This window comes from Novacetimonas maltaceti, assembly GCF_002906255.1.
GTDB classification, from domain to species: Bacteria; Pseudomonadota; Alphaproteobacteria; order Acetobacterales; family Acetobacteraceae; genus Novacetimonas; species Novacetimonas maltaceti.
In genome coordinates this window covers 140909-156169 of record NZ_POTC01000001.1, presented here as the reverse complement: position 1 = coordinate 156169, position 15261 = coordinate 140909, and the positions used below count along the sequence as shown (strand labels likewise).

Genomic DNA, 15261 nt, shown 5'->3' with positions numbered 1-15261 from the left:
CCCTCCGGCGGGCTTCATTCCCCGTCGTCCAGCGCATCTTTCAGCGATGTCGTGAACTGTCCGGGTTTCAGGGGCTGTGGCTGCGTGGCTGCCGGGGCCCAGCCGGTCATCATCGCAACATGCAGCGGCATGGCGACATTTCCCTGCGCATCACGCGGAAGCCTTGCCAGTGCCGCTGGAAACAGGGATGCGGGAGGGCAGGCGCGATGCCGCTGTTCCAGCGCATTGGTTTCGCCCGCGTCACGCAGGTCCCGCAGCAGCGCCAGTGGCGAACGATAGGCAAGCGGGATGACATCCGAATCGGCCACGGGCAGGGCGAATCCGGCCCGCTGCAGCAGGGCGGCGCAGTCACGCAGGCCGGGGAAAGGCGAAACACGCGCCGATGCCCCGCCCAGCAGGTCATGTTCGGCTCCCGCAAGGGCCTGCCGCAGTTCCGCCAGCGTCGGCAGGATCGGCATGCACGCCAGGAAAAGCCCATCCGGCCGCAGGATATTGCGGATCTGCACCAGGGTGCCGGGCAGGTCGTTGACCCAGTGCAGCGACAGGTTGGCGATGACCAGATCGAATGTGGCAGGCCCGAATGGCAGCCATTCCTCGTCCATGCAGACACATGGGACGGTTTCGCGCGCGCACAGGGCAGGGGACAGGTCCGTCGCCACCACATCGATTCCCCGCGCCCGCAGCATGGGGGACGTCACGCCACGCCCGCCGATATCAAGCGCACGGGAAAAACGGTGGGTCGTATCATCAAGCCGGTCCAGCAGCCGATCCGCGGCTGCCTGAAGGACCGGCTGTATCCGTCCCAGCGTGGCATGCGCGCGATCCCGATGCAGCCGCACGGCATGGCGGTCAAAAATTATCGGCGTCTCCATGACAGTGATGTGCGCCATCCGCTAGCATCTGCCAAGGACACCATCACGTGAATGCACCGCCCCGATGCCCGGATTTTCCAGCATTTTCCCATCCCGCCTTTTCCTGCCCCACCTGCGCAGGACAGCGCATCGGGCGCTTGACCTGCTGCTGCCTCCACACTGCCTGTCATGCGGGGGAGAGGTCGCGCAGGCGGGGCATGTCTGCGCGGAATGTTTCACGCACCTGCACCTGATCGCCGCCCCCGCATGCCGCAAATGCGGCATTCCCTTCACGTCGGAGGCCGCGGCAGGGGAAGACCCGACCTGCCATGACTGCCTGCACGCCCCCCCACCGTGGGAGGCCGGGCGCGCGGCGCTGGTTTACGATGACGGGTCACGTCGGCTGATCCTTGGCCTCAAATACGGTGACCGGACGGAAAACGCGGCCCTTCTGGCACGCTACATGCACCTGTCCGGCCGCGACCTGCTGCGCCCCGATGCCATACTGGTCCCGGTACCGCTGCACCGGCGCCGGTTGTTTACACGCCGCTATAACCAGTCCGCGCTGCTGGCGGGGGAACTCTCCCGCCTTGGCGGCATTGCTCACTGGCCAGACACATTGATGCGGATACGCCATACGCGCCCACTTGGGCACATGGCAGGGCCGCAGCGCCGGGCCACGCTGCACGGTGCGATTGCGGTCCGTCCCCATCGGATCGCGGGCCTGCGGGGGCGGCATGTCATCCTCGTCGATGATGTCATGACCACCGGCAGCACTCTGGGGGTCTGCGCCACGGCGCTGCATGCGCATGGGGTTGCCCGTATCGATGTCCTGTCCGCCGCGCGCGTCTGCCCGCCCACAGGCGTTCGATCCGTAACGGATACGGTTTCATTACCCAACTGATGCCCGGACATGGCATTATGGGGTAACGTTACCGCACAGACGACATTGATCCAGCAGATGAAAGTTCCGCATGCCTAAAGTCGAGATATACACCCAGCCGGGCTGCCCCTATTGCGTCCGGGCCGTCAGGCTGCTGCAGTCCAAGGGTGTCGCGTTCGAGGAAATTACCGCCCTGCACGGCACGGAGGCCCGCACGACGGCCATAAGCCGTTCAGGCGGCCACATGACGATGCCCCAACTGTTCGTGGATGGAAAATTCATCGGGGGATGTGACGACATGATGGCGCTTGAGCGTGAGGGCAGGCTTGACGCGCTACTTGGCGTGGGCTGAGCGCGCGCGTCGGGCCGCGACAACTTCGGACAGGGGAAAACGGCATGATTCTCTACCGCCTGCGATGCGAGGGGGAGCATGAATTTGACGGATGGTTCCCAAGCAGCGCCAGCTTCGAGCGTCAGGCGGAAAAGGGGCTGCTGTCATGCCCGCAATGTGGGAACCACAACGTGACCCGCGCCCTGATGGCGCCCGCCATCCGCCGGGGCAGTGGGGACGCTGGCATCCTAGATGCGGCGGAAGCCGCGCCGGCGGACGGCAGCGGCGTCCCGGCCGGGGCCGCAGCGCCCGGAGCCACGCCCGCGTCCGAGGCTCTGCCCGTACCTGATGCAGCGATGGCACTATTGCAAAAAATGCGCGGTGTCATTGAACAGCATTACGTGAATGCTGGTACGCAGTTCGCGACCGAAGCGCTGCAGATGCATCGTGGCGAAAAGGAAGCCACGGGCATTTATGGCAGCATGACCGAAGATGAGCGCGAGATGCTGGACGACGAAGGGGTAGAGGTGCTGACCATCCCCTGGGTCAGGCCCGCCGATAGCTGAGAGTGAACACTACGCCCGCTTCGTATCCATTGCATGTTACGCAGCGCACGACCAAGGGGAGGGATCCATGCGCGGAACGACAGGAATGACCGGACGGATCGGTCAGAACCCGACAGCAGGCCGCATCTGGCAGCGCGCCATGTCAGCGGCGCCGGCACGCATTGTGCTGGCGCTGGCGATCGGGATGGGCCTGTGCGGCATCCTTTCCCCCGTGCGCGCCGCGCCCGCACCCGCGCCACAGGCATCGTCCATCATCGGGGAATGGGAAACCAAGGACCATGACGGCGTTTTCCGCATCATGCAGTGCGGAACGGAAGTCTGCGGCGACCTTGTGGGGCTGAGCTATACCAAGGATGTGCCAAAGGACCATACCGGACATTCGGAATGCGGGCTGCGGATGCTGACAGGCTTCACCCCCGACCCGGAGGAGGCGGGCCACTGGAACGGCCATATCCTTGATCCCGACAGTGGGCGCGTCTATCACGCCAAGATCTGGATCGCGCCCACCGGGGCGCTGAAACTGCGGGGGTTCGTGGGCGTCCCCCTTTTCGGGGAAACGGAGACATGGACCCCATTTACCGGCAAGATCGGGCCGGAATGCCGCCTGCCGTGACGTGCGGGCATCTTGAACATCCATACCTGGGAATAGCTGAAATTCGATGAAGTCCAATCTTACCCGGCGTGCCGTTATCGCAGGACTGGCAGTGGCAGGCGTGCCCGCCGTCTCCCGCAGGGCGCTTGCGGAACTGCCGCAGCGCTCACGGACCATCTGCTACATTGGCGGCTACACGCAGCACGGGCCGCCGGGGGGCGCCGGGAACGGGCAGGGGATTTCGGTTTTCGAGATGAACCCCGACAATGGCAGCCTGTCGGCGCTGATGACGTATGTCGATATCGCCAGCCCGTCCTTCTTCGTCATTTCCGCAGATTCGCGCTTCCTCTACGCCCTGAGCGAGATTGATGATTTCAATGCCAACCACGAAGGCTGCGTGACGGCATTTTCCATCAACCGCAAGAGCGGCGAGTTGACCAAGATCAACGTCATGCGCTCGGGCGGGGCCGTCCCCGCACACCTGAGCATCCATCATTCGGGCAAGTACGTGATGGTCGCCAACTACATGGGCGGCAGCGTCGGCATCATTCCCGTCAAGCCCGATGGCAGCCTTGGCGATCCCACCGACGTGGTCAAGAATACAGGCCCGCGCATGCCTGACCGCGCCAGCGACAACCCGCCGGGCAATTTCGCCATCAGCGACCATTCCGGGTCGCATGTGCACATGGTTGCCTCCGACCCCAGCGGTCGCTTCGTGCTGGCCTGTGACGCGGGACTGGACCGGGTCTATGTCTGGACGCTGGACCTGCATACCGGACGCCTGGTCCCCAATGCCAAGATGCCGTTCATCAACATGACACCCGGTTCGGCCCCGCGCCACTTCGCCTTCAACGAGAAGGGGAACATGATCTACATCCTGGGCGAGCAGGATTCGAAAGTGGTCGCGGCCGCATTCAACGCCCAGACGGGCGAGATCACGCCACAGCAGACCGTCAGCACCGTCACCCCGCATTTCCGTGGCAGCACACTTGCTGCGGGCATCCTGCTCTCTCCCAACGGGCGTTACCTGTATGTCTCCAACCGGCTGGGCGATTCACTGGCAAGCTTCCATGTCAATGACGATGGCACGCTCAACCTCGTCGATGAAATCTGGATGCACGCGGATTACGGGCGTTCGATGATGTTCGACCCCAGCGGGTCGTTCCTGTTCTGCGCCAACCAGCGCAGCGATTCCGTCACGTCGTTCCGCGTGGATTCCGCAACGGGTGAACTGCAGTTCACATGGAACTTCACCCCGGTCGGAAGCCCGACCACTTTCGCGTTCATGAACACGATCTGAACGCCTGCATCCCCTGTGGCGCCCCATGCAGGCAGGGACACCACAGGGGGGCACATTCAGTCGCGCACAAGCTGGGCGATGTAATTGACCCCGAGGTCGCGACTTTCACGCCAGCCGCCAAGGCCGGGCACCATTCCCGCGATATCCGCGATTCGCAACCCGGCCCGCACCGCCTGCTGCCCCAGTTCCGCAGGGGTTATGAACTTGCGCCATTCATGCGTGCCCACCGGCAGCAGGCGCAGCACGTATTCCGCACCGATCTTCGCCATCGCCAGCGAACGCAGGGTCCGGTTCATGGTGGAGACGACCAGCGCGCCGCCCGGCCGCAGCATCGTCGACAGCATGGCAAGGAACGCGGCCGGATCTGTGACATGCTCGATGACCTCCAGCGCGGAAATCGCATCGAAGCGCGCCCCTTCGGCGCACAGTTCCTCCGCGCTGCCACAGCGATAGGCCAGCGGCCCGCTGCCTTCGGGCAGGGGATGGTGACGCAGGTGATGCCGCCCTGCCGTGATCGCGGCGCTGGAGGCATCAAGCCCCGTGACATCAAAGCCTGCACGGGCGAAAGCCTCGCTCGCCAGGCCCGCGCCACAGCCGATATCCAGCAGCGTGCGCCGCCTTCCATGCCCATCGACAGGGGCGGGGAGATGGGCCAGCGACCATGATATCCGCAACTCGTTCATCGCATGCAGCGGACGCATCGGCCCCGCCGGGTCCCACCACCTTTCGGCCAGTTCACTGAAACGGGCGATTTCGGAAGGGGAGACCGAACCCGGCCCCCGGGCGGTCGAATCGTGAAGCTGCATGGGTGCAACGCCTTTCATTTGGCTGTCTCGCGCTGGACGCAGAGGCGGGGGGGATGTATGTGACGCGCCTTGTACATAACCGCAATGCCCCGGACCACCCTGCTGCGAGAATGGCCCGGACAGCACGAATCCTGACCCACAGCGGAGAGCTTGTTCCAATGTCCACTACCGTACCGCGGATCGTTATGAAATTCGGTGGCACATCCGTGGCCAATCTGGAACGGATTCGCGCCGTCGCGGAAAAGGTCCGCAAACAGGTCGACGCGGGGTGCGAGGTCGCGGTCGTCGTCTCCGCGATGTCCGGCGTCACCAACCGCCTTGTCGGCTACTGCCAGGACCTGTCGGCCCTGCATGACCCGCGCGAATATGATTCGGTCGTCGCCACGGGCGAACAGGTGACCAGCGGGCTGCTGGCGATCGCGCTGCAGGCGCTGGGCGTGGATGCGCGTTCGTGGCTGGGATGGCAGATCCCGCTGCGTACCGATGACGCGCATGGCAAGGCCCGCATTGAATCGATCGACGGCACGGCGCTGATCGCCTCGATGCAGGCAGGGCAGGTGCCGGTCATCGCGGGTTTCCAGGGCGTGGACCGCGACAACCGCATCACGACGCTGGGCCGGGGGGGGTCGGACACCTCCGCCGTGGCGCTTGCGGCGGCGCTGCACGCCGACCGGTGCGACATCTATACCGACGTGGACGGAATCTATACAACCGACCCCAGGATCGTTGCCAAAGCACGCAAGCTCGATAAAATCACCTACGAGGAGATGCTCGAACTCGCGTCCGTCGGGGCCAAGGTCCTGCAGACCCGCAGCGTCGAACTCGCGATGAAGGAGCGGGTGCGCGTGCAGGTTCTGTCCAGTTTTACGGATGGCCCCGCGCCATCAGAGGGGCATCTGCCCGGTTCAATAGTCGTGGATGAGGACGAAATCGTGGAAAAGGAACTGGTGGCCGGGATTGCCTATTCCCGTGACGAGGCAAAGATTTCCGTGCGCCGGGTTCCCGACCGCCCCGGGATCGCTGCCGCCGTGTTCGGCCCCCTGGCGGAAGCGAACGTCAATGTCGACATGATCGTGCAGAGCACGGGTGACGACGGCATGACCAACATCACCTTCACCGTGGGCAAGACGGATTTTGCCCAGGCCATCAAGGCGCTGGAGGAATCGCGCGACGTCATCCATTACGGCGAGCTTGCCACCGATGACGACGTGGTGAAGATCAGCGTGGTCGGCGTGGGCATGCGTTCGCACACCGGGGTCGCCAATACGATGTTCCGCACGCTGTCCGAACGCAACATCAACGTGCAGGTCATCTCCACCAGTGAAATCAAGGTCTCGGTCCTGATCGCCGCCGAATATACGGAACTTGCGGTCCGCGCCCTCCATGCCGCCTATGGCCTCGATGCAGCCTGACATGAACCAGACCAGCCCTTCGTCCACCCCTGATCCCCGCCGGGTTGCGGCGCGCGCGCGCCTTGACCGCCTCTGGTCTGCGGGGACCAGCTTCCTCGGCAGCGAGGTCGCCCTGCTTGGCGGGGCCATGTCATGGATCAGCGAACGCCACCTTGTCTCCGCGATTTCCAACGCGGGCGGCTTTGGCGTGCTGGCCTGTGGCGCGATGGAACCAGATCGGCTGGCTGAGGAAATCGCCGCCACGCAGGCCCGCACGACCCGCCCGTTCGGCGTCAACCTGATCACCATGCACCCGCGTCTCGATGACCTTGTGAAGGTCTGCCTTGACGCGGGCGTCGGCCATGTCGTGCTGGCGGGGGGGATCCCGTCCGGTCCCGTGATCCGTGCCATCAAGGATGGCGGGGCAAAGGTCGTCGCCTTCGCCCCCGCCTACGTGCTGGCCAAGCGCCTCGTACGCATGGGCGTGGATGCGCTGGTCATCGAAGGGTCGGAAGCGGGGGGGCATGTCGGCCCGGTTTCGCTGACGGTGCTGGCGCAGGAAGTGCTGCCCTTCATCCGTGACATCCCTGTCTTCGTTGCCGGTGGCCTGGGGCGGGGGGATGCGATCGTGTCCTACCTGGAACAGGGCGCGGCGGGCGCGCAGCTTGGCACGCGCTTTGCCGCCTCGACCGACAGCATCGCGCATGAACGCTTCAAGAAGGCCTTCATCCGGGCCAACGCGCGCGATGCCGTCACATCGGTACAGCTTGACGAACGCTTCCCCGTCATCCCGGTGCGCGGCCTGTTCAACGAGGGGAGCCGACGTTTCCTTGCCCATCAGGCGGAAACGCTGCGGCGATTCCAGTCGGGCGAACTGACGAAGGAACAGGCGCAACTGGATATCGAACATTTCTGGGCCGGGTCGCTGCGCCGCGCGGTGATCGACGGGGATGTCGAAAACGGTTCCGTCATGGCAGGGCAGTCCGTGGGCATGATCACCAGCGAACAGTCGGTGCGCGACATCATTGACGAACTCGTAGACCAGGCACTCGACGCCCTGATCCGGCAGGAAGACAGGATGCGCCGCGAATGAGCGAGGACACACGCATGTTCCGCCAGAAAAACACGAACACCGGTGACGCGACAGCCTCACCCATGTCAGGTGACCTTCCCCCCGGCGTCGGCCAGGAACTGCGTGCGCGCCGCGAACAGCTGGGCTGGAGCCTGCCTGACGTCGCCTCGTGGCTGCGCATCCGCCTGCCATACCTGGAGGCGCTGGAAGAAGGCCGCGCGCAGGCGCTGCCCGGCAGCGCCTATGCCATCGGCTTCCTGCGCACCTATGCCAAGGCGCTGGGCCTTGCCCCCGAACCGCTGATCCAGCGGTTCAAGGCGGAGACGCGCGGGGCGTTCGACCGCAAGCCCGAACTGGCGTTCCCGGTCCCGCTGCCTGAAAAGAGCCTGCCGCTGGGCGTTATCCTGCTGGGGGGCATTGTCATCCTGGTCGGGGCCTATGTCGGGTGGTACCGCATGACCGCATCGCCGGAGCAGCCCGCCGTCTCCACCCATACCGACCTGCCGGGCATTTCCACGCAGGGGACGGCGTCACCACAGATCGCCTCCGTCCTGCCGGCACCGGGCGAACTGCCGCCCAACCCGCCACAGCCCCTGCCACAGCAGGAGCAGAACAGCATCACGGCGCTCGCCCCCTCAGGCCCGCCCGATGACAGCGCCCCGGCAAAGCCGCCCACCGGCCCGGTGGAGAAGATGGGAGAGGACAAGAACGCCCTGGCGAATGCCCATCCCGATACCGACCATCCCGATGCGGCGGCGGCCACGACACCGACCGACCAGATCACGCTGAACGCCTCCGCCCCGACATGGGTGCAGGTCCGCCAGCAGGGGGGCGGGGTCATCTATGACCATACGCTCGGCAGTGGGGAAACGTGGCAGGTTCCGGCGGACAAGCATGACCTCGTCATGACGGTCGGCAATGCCGGCGGCCTGACGCTGAGCGCGAATGGCGTGACCTCGCCGCCCCTCGGGCGGAATGGGGAAGTCAGGCACAATATCATCCTGAGCGCGCAGGCCATCAGCAGCGGCACCATCACACAGGCGCCGCGCGCGCCCATGCCGCCGCCGGCACGCCCGGCCGCCACGACATCGGCACCGATGCCGCCATTGCCGCCACCCGGCCCATCGGATGGGGAATAATACGCATCCCCCACTCCCATAAACCGACAAAGCGGAGTAATATGGTCGGCAACGGCACGTTGTGAAGACAGCATGCGTATCCGTCACCGGATCTGAAAACAGGACTTCATCACGGCCCGCCGCACCAGCACATGGCGGGCCGGCATGGACTCCCCGCCTCGCATGGAGGGCAGACAATGAGCAGCTATCGTCCCTATCAGCATATCGAACGCCGCAAGTCGCGGCAGATCCACGTGGGCAAGGTGCCGGTGGGCGGGGATGCGCCGATTTCGGTGCAGACCATGACCAACACCCTGACCACCGACGCAGAGGCCACGATCGCACAGATCCGCCGCGCCGAACTGGCCGGGGTCGATATCGTGCGCGTCTCGTGCCCTGATGAGGAAAGCACGACCGCGCTGGCCGAAATCGTGCGTGAAGTGAACGTCCCCATCGTCGCGGACATCCACTTCCACTACAAGCGCGCGATCGAGGCGGCCAAGGCCGGTGCCGCGTGCCTGCGCATCAACCCGGGCAACATCGGCAGTGCCGAGCGCGTGCGCGACGTGGTCAACGCGGCGAAGGACTACAACTGCTCCATCCGCATCGGCGTGAACGCCGGGTCGCTGGAAAAGCACCTGCTGGAAAAATACGGCGAACCGAACCCCGACGCGCTGGTCGAAAGCGCGCTGGAACATGCCAAGATCCTCGAAGATCATGACTTCCATGAATTCAAGATCAGCGTGAAGGCCTCGGACGTCTTCCTCGCCGTTGCCGCCTACCAGCAGCTGGCCGATGTCTGCGACCACCCGCTGCATATCGGCATTACCGAGGCGGGCAGCAAGCGCGCGGGCACCGTCAAGTCGTCCATCGGCCTTGGCAACCTGCTGTGGGCGGGCGTGGGCGACACGATGCGCGTCTCGCTCTCGGCTGAGCCGGAGGAAGAAGTGCTGGTCGGCTGGGACATCCTCAAGTCGCTGGGCCTGCGCCATCGTGGCGTGAAGATCATTTCCTGCCCGTCCTGCGCGCGCCAGGGCTTCAACGTGATCCAGACGGTCCAGACGCTTGAAGACCGGCTGGCCCATATCAAGACGCCGCTGACGCTGTCGATCATCGGCTGCGTGGTCAATGGCCCGGGCGAAGCACTGATGACCGACCTTGGTGTGACGGGTGGCGGTGCCGGACGGCACATGGTCTATTCCGCCGGGCGTCAGGACCACACGATGCCGGCTGGCGACATGGTGGACCATATCGTCGAACTGGTGGAAGCGAAGGCCAAGGCCATGCAGGCCGAGGAAGACGCCCGCAAGGCGGAAGAAGACAAGGCCCGCGCGTCGGAACTGACGCCCGCAGGCTGACACCAGGCCGGGCAGGGGAAGGCTTTTTCCGCACTTCCTTGCGCATCCCCTCCCGGCAGGCCTGCCCCCGCGCAACAGGGGATGGGGCAGGCATGATGTCGTTCAAGCAGGAATTTCGCAGTGAGCAGTTTACAGCCCGTCCGCGGCACCCACGACCTGATCGGGGAAACGCAGCGCCGTTTCGCGCATGTCATTGAAACGGCCCGCCGCATTACCGGCCTTTACGGTTTTGATGAATGGGCGACACCGATCTTTGAGGATACGCGCGTTTTCAAGCGGACGCTGGGCGATACGTCGGATGTCGTTTCAAAGGAAATGTACACCTTTGAGGATCGTGGCGGTGAATCGCTGACATTGCGTCCAGAGGGCACGGCAAGCGTGTGCCGGGCGCTGGTGACCAACGGACTGACGCAATCCCTGCCGCAGAAGGTGTTCTATGCGGGGCCTATGTTCCGTTATGAACGCCCGCAGAAGGGGCGTTACCGGCAGTTCCACCAGATTGGCGCGGAACTTCTGGGCGCTGCGGAACCGCTGGCCGATGCCGAGGTGATCGCAATGGGACGCGACATCCTGCAGGCGCTGGGGATTGCGCGCGATACCGTCCTTGAACTCAATACGCTTGGCGACCTAGAAAGCAGGACGGCGTGGCGCGCGGCCCTGGTCACCTATTTTTCCGAACGGCGAGACGAACTGTCCAGCGAAAGCCAGAACCGGCTGGAACGCAATCCCCTGCGCATCCTTGACAGCAAATCGCCGCAGGACCGGGCCGTGGTCGAAGATGCGCCCCTGATTTCGGGCTTCCTTACCCCACTGGCGCAGACATTCTGGGATGACCTGCGCAAGACGCTGGATATCCTTGGGGTTGGTTTCCGTGAAAATCCCCGCATCGTGCGCGGACTGGATTACTACAGCCATACGGCGTTCGAATTCGTGACCGAACGGCTGGGCACGCAGGGCACGGTGCTGGCGGGCGGCCGGTATGACGGACTGGTGTCAGAAATGGGCGGCCCGCAGACACCGGCCATCGGCTGGGCCGGTGGGATCGAACGCCTTTCGATGCTGCTGGAGGAGGCCCCGGCCGCCCCGCGTCCCGTCATGGTCGTGCCAATGGGCGAGGGCGCCGCGGCAACTGGCCTGACCGTGCTGCAGGCGCTGCGTGGGGCGCATATCCGGGCGGAAACTTCCTATCGTGGAAACCTCAAGCGGCGCATGGAACGTGCGAACCGCCTGAACGCAACCCACGCCATCGTCATTGGCGAGGACGAGGTGGCACGCGGCGTCGTGCAGGTCCGCGACCTTGACAGGGGGGAGCAGACGGAAGTCGCAATGGATCAGGTGACCAGCTTCCTGCATGGCCTGTCGCAGGACGCATAAGGGTGGCGCGGTTTGACGAACGACTTGACCGGATCGTAGCCCGTAGCGAGGAACTGCAGGCGCAACTGGCCGAAGGGCTGTCCGGGGCGGCCTTCAGTCAGGCCTCGCGGGAATTCGCCGAACTCGATCCCATCGTGGCCAAGGTCAATGCCCTGCGCGCCGCCGAAAAGGCGGTAGAGGAAACGCAGGCGCTGCTTGAAGATCCCGAAATGCGCGGCCTTGCGGAAAGCGAACTCGCGGAACTGCGCCAGCGTATCCCGGCGCTGGAACATGATATCCGCATTGCCATGCTGCCGCGCGACGAAGCGGATGAACGCAGCGCGATCCTGGAAATCCGTCCGGCGGCAGGCGGGGACGAGGCGGCGCTGTTCGCGGGGCAACTGTTCGGGGCCTACCAGCGATATGCGGACCTGCGGGGCTGGCGGTTCGATATCCTGGAATATGACGAATCCGAACTTGGTGGCCTGCGCGAAGGGATCGCCAACATTACGGGCCGTGGCGTGTTCGCGCGCCTGAAATACGAATCCGGCGTGCATCGCGTCCAGCGCGTCCCCGCAACCGAAAGCCAGGGACGCATCCATACCTCCACCGTCACGGTGGCCGTCCTTCCGGAAGCGGAAGACGTGGATGTGGAGATCAACGATACGGACCTGCGCATCGATGTCTATCGGGCGTCCGGCGCGGGCGGGCAGCATGTCAACAAGACGGAAAGCGCCGTGCGCATCACGCATATGCCCAGCGGCATTGTCGTGGCGATGCAGGAGGAAAAGAGCCAGCACAAGAACCGTGCAAAGGCGATGAAGATCCTGCGCGCGCGCCTGTACGAACGCAACCGCGCCGCCGCCCATGAAACCCGCGCGGCCGACCGCCGGTCACAGGTTGGCACGGGTGACAGGTCGGAACGCATCCGTACCTACAATTTTCCACAGGGGCGCGTGACCGACCATCGCATCGGCCTGACCCTGTACAAGATCGACAAGGTCATGGGCGGGGAGTTCGACGAGTTCGTGGACGCCCTGACGCAGGAGGAACAGGCCGCCCTTCTGGCAATGGACGAGGGCTGAGGCGCAGGCAGGAATTACGAGGTCGGCGCAGCACACAGCGAACTGCGGCCGGGGTGATGTTCCACCACTTCCGGGTCATCGGGGTCATCAAGGTAGAATTCGGTAAAATTCTTCGCGCCCAGTGCGACGAGGTGATGGCCATCAGGGGCATGCAGGACGCCTTCACCGCTGACTTCATGTGTTTCGGCCTTGCCCGAGGGGAGGCGGATCGTGATCTCGCCACACAGGGCATAGCTGTGGTTGAGCCGGCCCACAGGCGTTTCGATGTTGACGGTGCGTTCGGCATGACGGGGATCAAGCCGGAATGTCGCGACGAGCCGTTCGTCGACATACAGGCGCGAGACCTCGGAAATCTCGTCCGAGGCGCAGCCATCTGTCACATCGAACGTGCCGGCAAGGGCCGTGGATGTCATGGCCGCAAGGCAGAACACCCCCGGGACAAGACCACGACAGAGAAGATAAGCAACGGATTTCATGGCGACAGGGTATGATGGAAACACGGTCCAATGAAAGAGGATGATACGCCCGACACCCATGATTTGCGCATGGTCCTGCAGCAGGCCGGCAGTCGCCTGTCCCATGCCGGGATCGAGACGCCCCGCCGCGAAGCGCGCCTCCTGCTGGCGCATGTGCTGGGGACCGACCTTGGTGGCCTGCTGCTGCGCGAACGGATCGGCACCAGCCTGCTGGAACGCTTCGAGGCGCTGCTTGAACGGCGGGCGATGCATGAACCGCTCTCCTACCTGACCGGCCGGGCCGGGTTCTGGTCCATGATGCTGGAGGTCTCCCCCGCCACACTGATCCCGCGCGCCGATACCGAAACACTGGTCGAGGCCCTGCTGGACCTGCGCCCCGACCGCAACGATGTCCGCGCGATCCTTGATCTCGGGACCGGGACGGGCTGCCTGCTGCTGGCGGCCCTGCAGGAATATCCGCAGGCATGGGGGGTGGGGATCGACCTGTCCCCCGATGCCGCGCTGCTGGCGTCGCGCAATGCACGGCATGTGGGCCTGCCGGAACGGTGCGCCATCATGTGCGGTGACTGGGCGCAGGCCATCGCGGGACGCTTCGACGTCGTATTCAGCAATCCCCCCTATATCCCGCATGCGGACCTGCAGGACCTGATGCCCGATGTCCGTGACCATGAACCGCACCGCGCCCTTGACGGTGGAGACGACGGACTGGACTGCTACCGCATCGTGATGGGCGCGCTGCCGCGCCTTCTGCTGCCACATGGCCTTGGCATCGTGGAACTCGGCATCGGGCAGGACCACGGCGTGGCCGCACTTGCCCGTGCTGCGGGGATGGAGGTCGTGGACATCCGGCGCGACCTTGGCGGAATCGGGCGTGCGCTGGTCGTGCGGCGGGCAGGGGAGCCGTGAAAAAATAATTTGGCGGCCAATGATTTGCAGGCTATATTGAAGGCGCATAACGGGACTGGAAACGTACGACGTTTTACAGGAGCCCGGAAAGCGAACGATCCCGATTGTATAAAATCCGGTGGCAGATCGCGATCTGTCCTGTTGTCCCAGACGTGGACCACGGGATCGAGGTTCGACAATGATGTCGGGCATTCATTATTTATAACAGGCAGGGGCATGAAGGCGTCCCTACGGTCAGGTGCCCTGCGGGTGACCGTTAACATGAAAGTGCTGCGCAGCTTATGAACATAAAACGCATGCGAGGCCGTCACCATCGTTCGGGCGGCAGCAACGGCGGTGGCTCACGCCATAATAACGGGCAGATCCCCCTGAACCGTAATCATGTCTTTGACAGTAACGGTCCCGACCTTCGCGTGCGGGGGACCGCCCAGCAGCTTTTTGAGAAATATCTCCAGCTTGGCCGCGATGCCAGCGGGTCGGGCGACCGCGTGATGGCGGAAGCCTATTTCCAGCATGCGGAACATTATTTCCGCATCCTCAACGCCATGACACAGGCCGCCCAGCAGAGCCAGCAGGAACGCCAGGAACGTCAGGCGTCCCGCCAGCAGCGCCAGCCGAACACCCCGGCGCAGAATACGGCGGATTCCGATACCGACAGCGACGAAGAAGACAGCAGCGAACCCGTCGCCGAAACCGCCAAGCCCGAACCCAAGCCTGCCGAAAAGAGCCGTTCGCGCTCCCGCAGCAGCAGCAATAACAGTGGCAGTAATGCCGCGCCCGCCACAAATACGGAAGAACTGGCCTCCACCGGTTCATAAGCCACGAAATGTCCCCATGTGGCGCCAGCATGGTCACATGGGGAACGTCCGCCTGTTATTATTGCGGCGTATCGTCCCCGGCACTGTCCGGCGTGACCAGTTTCCACACCTTGCGCCGACGCCCTGATGACGGGTCGTCATCGACACTGACCAGCCCCTGGTTCCTGAGCGCCTGCAGCGCCAGCCGTGCGTGATATGTGCCCATTTCAGGGAACATGTCGCCAATTTCCTTGACCGAGCGGGCTTTTCCATCAGACAGGATTTTCAGCACAATCTGTCGCTTGCTGTCATGGTTTGTCACACGCCAGGAACGATGTTGAAAAAACGTCATGCCCTCTTCATACCAGATCCGGCA

At 64.2% G+C, this 15261-nt stretch carries 17 protein-coding genes; 13 read left to right on the top strand and 4 right to left on the bottom strand.

Annotation, left to right across the window (positions count from 1 at the left end):
• Positions 1-14: 14 nt before the first annotated feature.
• On the bottom strand, positions 15-872 hold the full coding sequence (locus tag KMAL_RS00760) for a methyltransferase domain-containing protein (protein ID WP_239019868.1): 858 nt from the start codon (positions 870-872) through the stop codon (positions 15-17).
• 64 nt (positions 873-936) lie between these two features.
• Here KMAL_RS00760 and KMAL_RS00755 point away from each other — a divergent pair, with 64 nt between their 5' ends.
• From KMAL_RS00755 to KMAL_RS00735, 5 genes are all read left to right on the top strand, one after another.
• The gene (locus tag KMAL_RS00755) at positions 937-1755 is read left to right on the top strand and encodes a ComF family protein (RefSeq protein WP_110093850.1); all 819 of its coding nucleotides are present in this window, start codon (positions 937-939) and stop codon (positions 1753-1755) included.
• Positions 1756-1825: 70 nt separating this feature from the next.
• Positions 1826-2086, top strand: a complete 261-nt coding sequence (gene grxC, locus KMAL_RS00750) for a glutaredoxin 3 (protein ID WP_110093849.1) — start codon at positions 1826-1828, stop codon at positions 2084-2086.
• A gap of 44 nt (positions 2087-2130) precedes the next feature.
• Positions 2131-2631, top strand: coding sequence for a DUF1178 family protein (locus KMAL_RS00745; RefSeq protein WP_110093848.1), 501 nt, complete (start codon positions 2131-2133; stop codon positions 2629-2631).
• An 85-nt stretch (positions 2632-2716) separates the two neighbouring features.
• Positions 2717-3244: a DUF2147 domain-containing protein gene (locus tag KMAL_RS00740; RefSeq protein WP_110093847.1), complete on the top strand. Its 528-nt coding sequence runs from the start codon at positions 2717-2719 to the stop codon at positions 3242-3244.
• Between the two features lie 46 nt (positions 3245-3290).
• Entirely contained in the window at positions 3291-4523 is a 1233-nt protein-coding gene (locus tag KMAL_RS00735; protein ID WP_110093846.1) for a lactonase family protein, read from the top strand.
• 56 nt (positions 4524-4579) lie between these two features.
• Here the strand turns inward: KMAL_RS00735 and ubiG are convergent, their stop codons facing one another.
• Complete coding sequence (ubiG, locus tag KMAL_RS00730; RefSeq protein ID WP_110093845.1) at positions 4580-5329, bottom strand: bifunctional 2-polyprenyl-6-hydroxyphenol methylase/3-demethylubiquinol 3-O-methyltransferase UbiG; 750 nt, start codon at positions 5327-5329, stop codon at positions 4580-4582.
• A gap of 158 nt (positions 5330-5487) precedes the next feature.
• On the opposite strand from ubiG, the gene KMAL_RS00725 reads away from it, so the two are divergent.
• The 6 genes from KMAL_RS00725 (at position 5488) to prfA (ending at position 12706) form a co-directional block, all read left to right on the top strand.
• Positions 5488-6741 (top strand): aspartate kinase, encoded by a 1254-nt coding sequence (locus KMAL_RS00725; RefSeq protein WP_110093844.1) that lies wholly within the window; start codon positions 5488-5490, stop codon positions 6739-6741.
• A gap of 1 nt (position 6742) precedes the next feature.
• Positions 6743-7813: an NAD(P)H-dependent flavin oxidoreductase gene (locus KMAL_RS00720; protein WP_408887871.1), complete on the top strand. Its 1071-nt coding sequence runs from the start codon at positions 6743-6745 to the stop codon at positions 7811-7813.
• Entirely contained in the window at positions 7810-8931 is a 1122-nt protein-coding gene (locus KMAL_RS00715; protein WP_110093843.1) for a helix-turn-helix domain-containing protein, read from the top strand. The genes KMAL_RS00720 and KMAL_RS00715 overlap by 4 nt, the downstream gene beginning before the upstream one ends.
• Before the next feature lie 176 nt (positions 8932-9107).
• Positions 9108-10268 (top strand): flavodoxin-dependent (E)-4-hydroxy-3-methylbut-2-enyl-diphosphate synthase, encoded by a 1161-nt coding sequence (gene ispG, locus KMAL_RS00710; protein WP_110093842.1) that lies wholly within the window; start codon positions 9108-9110, stop codon positions 10266-10268.
• 120 nt (positions 10269-10388) lie between these two features.
• Complete coding sequence (gene hisS / locus KMAL_RS00705; protein ID WP_110093841.1) at positions 10389-11642, top strand: histidine--tRNA ligase; 1254 nt, start codon at positions 10389-10391, stop codon at positions 11640-11642.
• 2 nt (positions 11643-11644) lie between these two features.
• Complete coding sequence (prfA, locus tag KMAL_RS00700; RefSeq protein WP_110093840.1) at positions 11645-12706, top strand: peptide chain release factor 1; 1062 nt, start codon at positions 11645-11647, stop codon at positions 12704-12706.
• A gap of 14 nt (positions 12707-12720) precedes the next feature.
• Here the strand turns inward: prfA and KMAL_RS00695 are convergent, their stop codons facing one another.
• A complete protein-coding gene (locus KMAL_RS00695) occupies positions 12721-13182 on the bottom strand; it encodes a hypothetical protein (protein ID WP_110093839.1) in 462 nt (153 codons plus the stop codon).
• A gap of 30 nt (positions 13183-13212) precedes the next feature.
• Between KMAL_RS00695 and prmC the strand changes: the two genes are divergently transcribed.
• Together prmC and KMAL_RS00685 are read left to right on the top strand one after the other, a co-directional pair.
• Positions 13213-14088 carry a peptide chain release factor N(5)-glutamine methyltransferase gene (prmC, locus tag KMAL_RS00690; RefSeq protein WP_110093838.1) on the top strand — a complete coding sequence of 292 codons (876 nt, stop codon included), beginning with the start codon at positions 13213-13215 and terminating at the stop codon, positions 14086-14088.
• Positions 14089-14369: 281 nt separating this feature from the next.
• Positions 14370-14906 (top strand): DUF4167 domain-containing protein, encoded by a 537-nt coding sequence (locus KMAL_RS00685; protein ID WP_110093837.1) that lies wholly within the window; start codon positions 14370-14372, stop codon positions 14904-14906.
• Between the two features lie 58 nt (positions 14907-14964).
• Here the strand turns inward: KMAL_RS00685 and KMAL_RS00680 are convergent, their stop codons facing one another.
• Positions 14965-15237 (bottom strand): hypothetical protein, encoded by a 273-nt coding sequence (locus KMAL_RS00680; RefSeq protein WP_110093836.1) that lies wholly within the window; start codon positions 15235-15237, stop codon positions 14965-14967.
• Between the last annotated feature and the right edge of the window lie 24 nt (positions 15238-15261).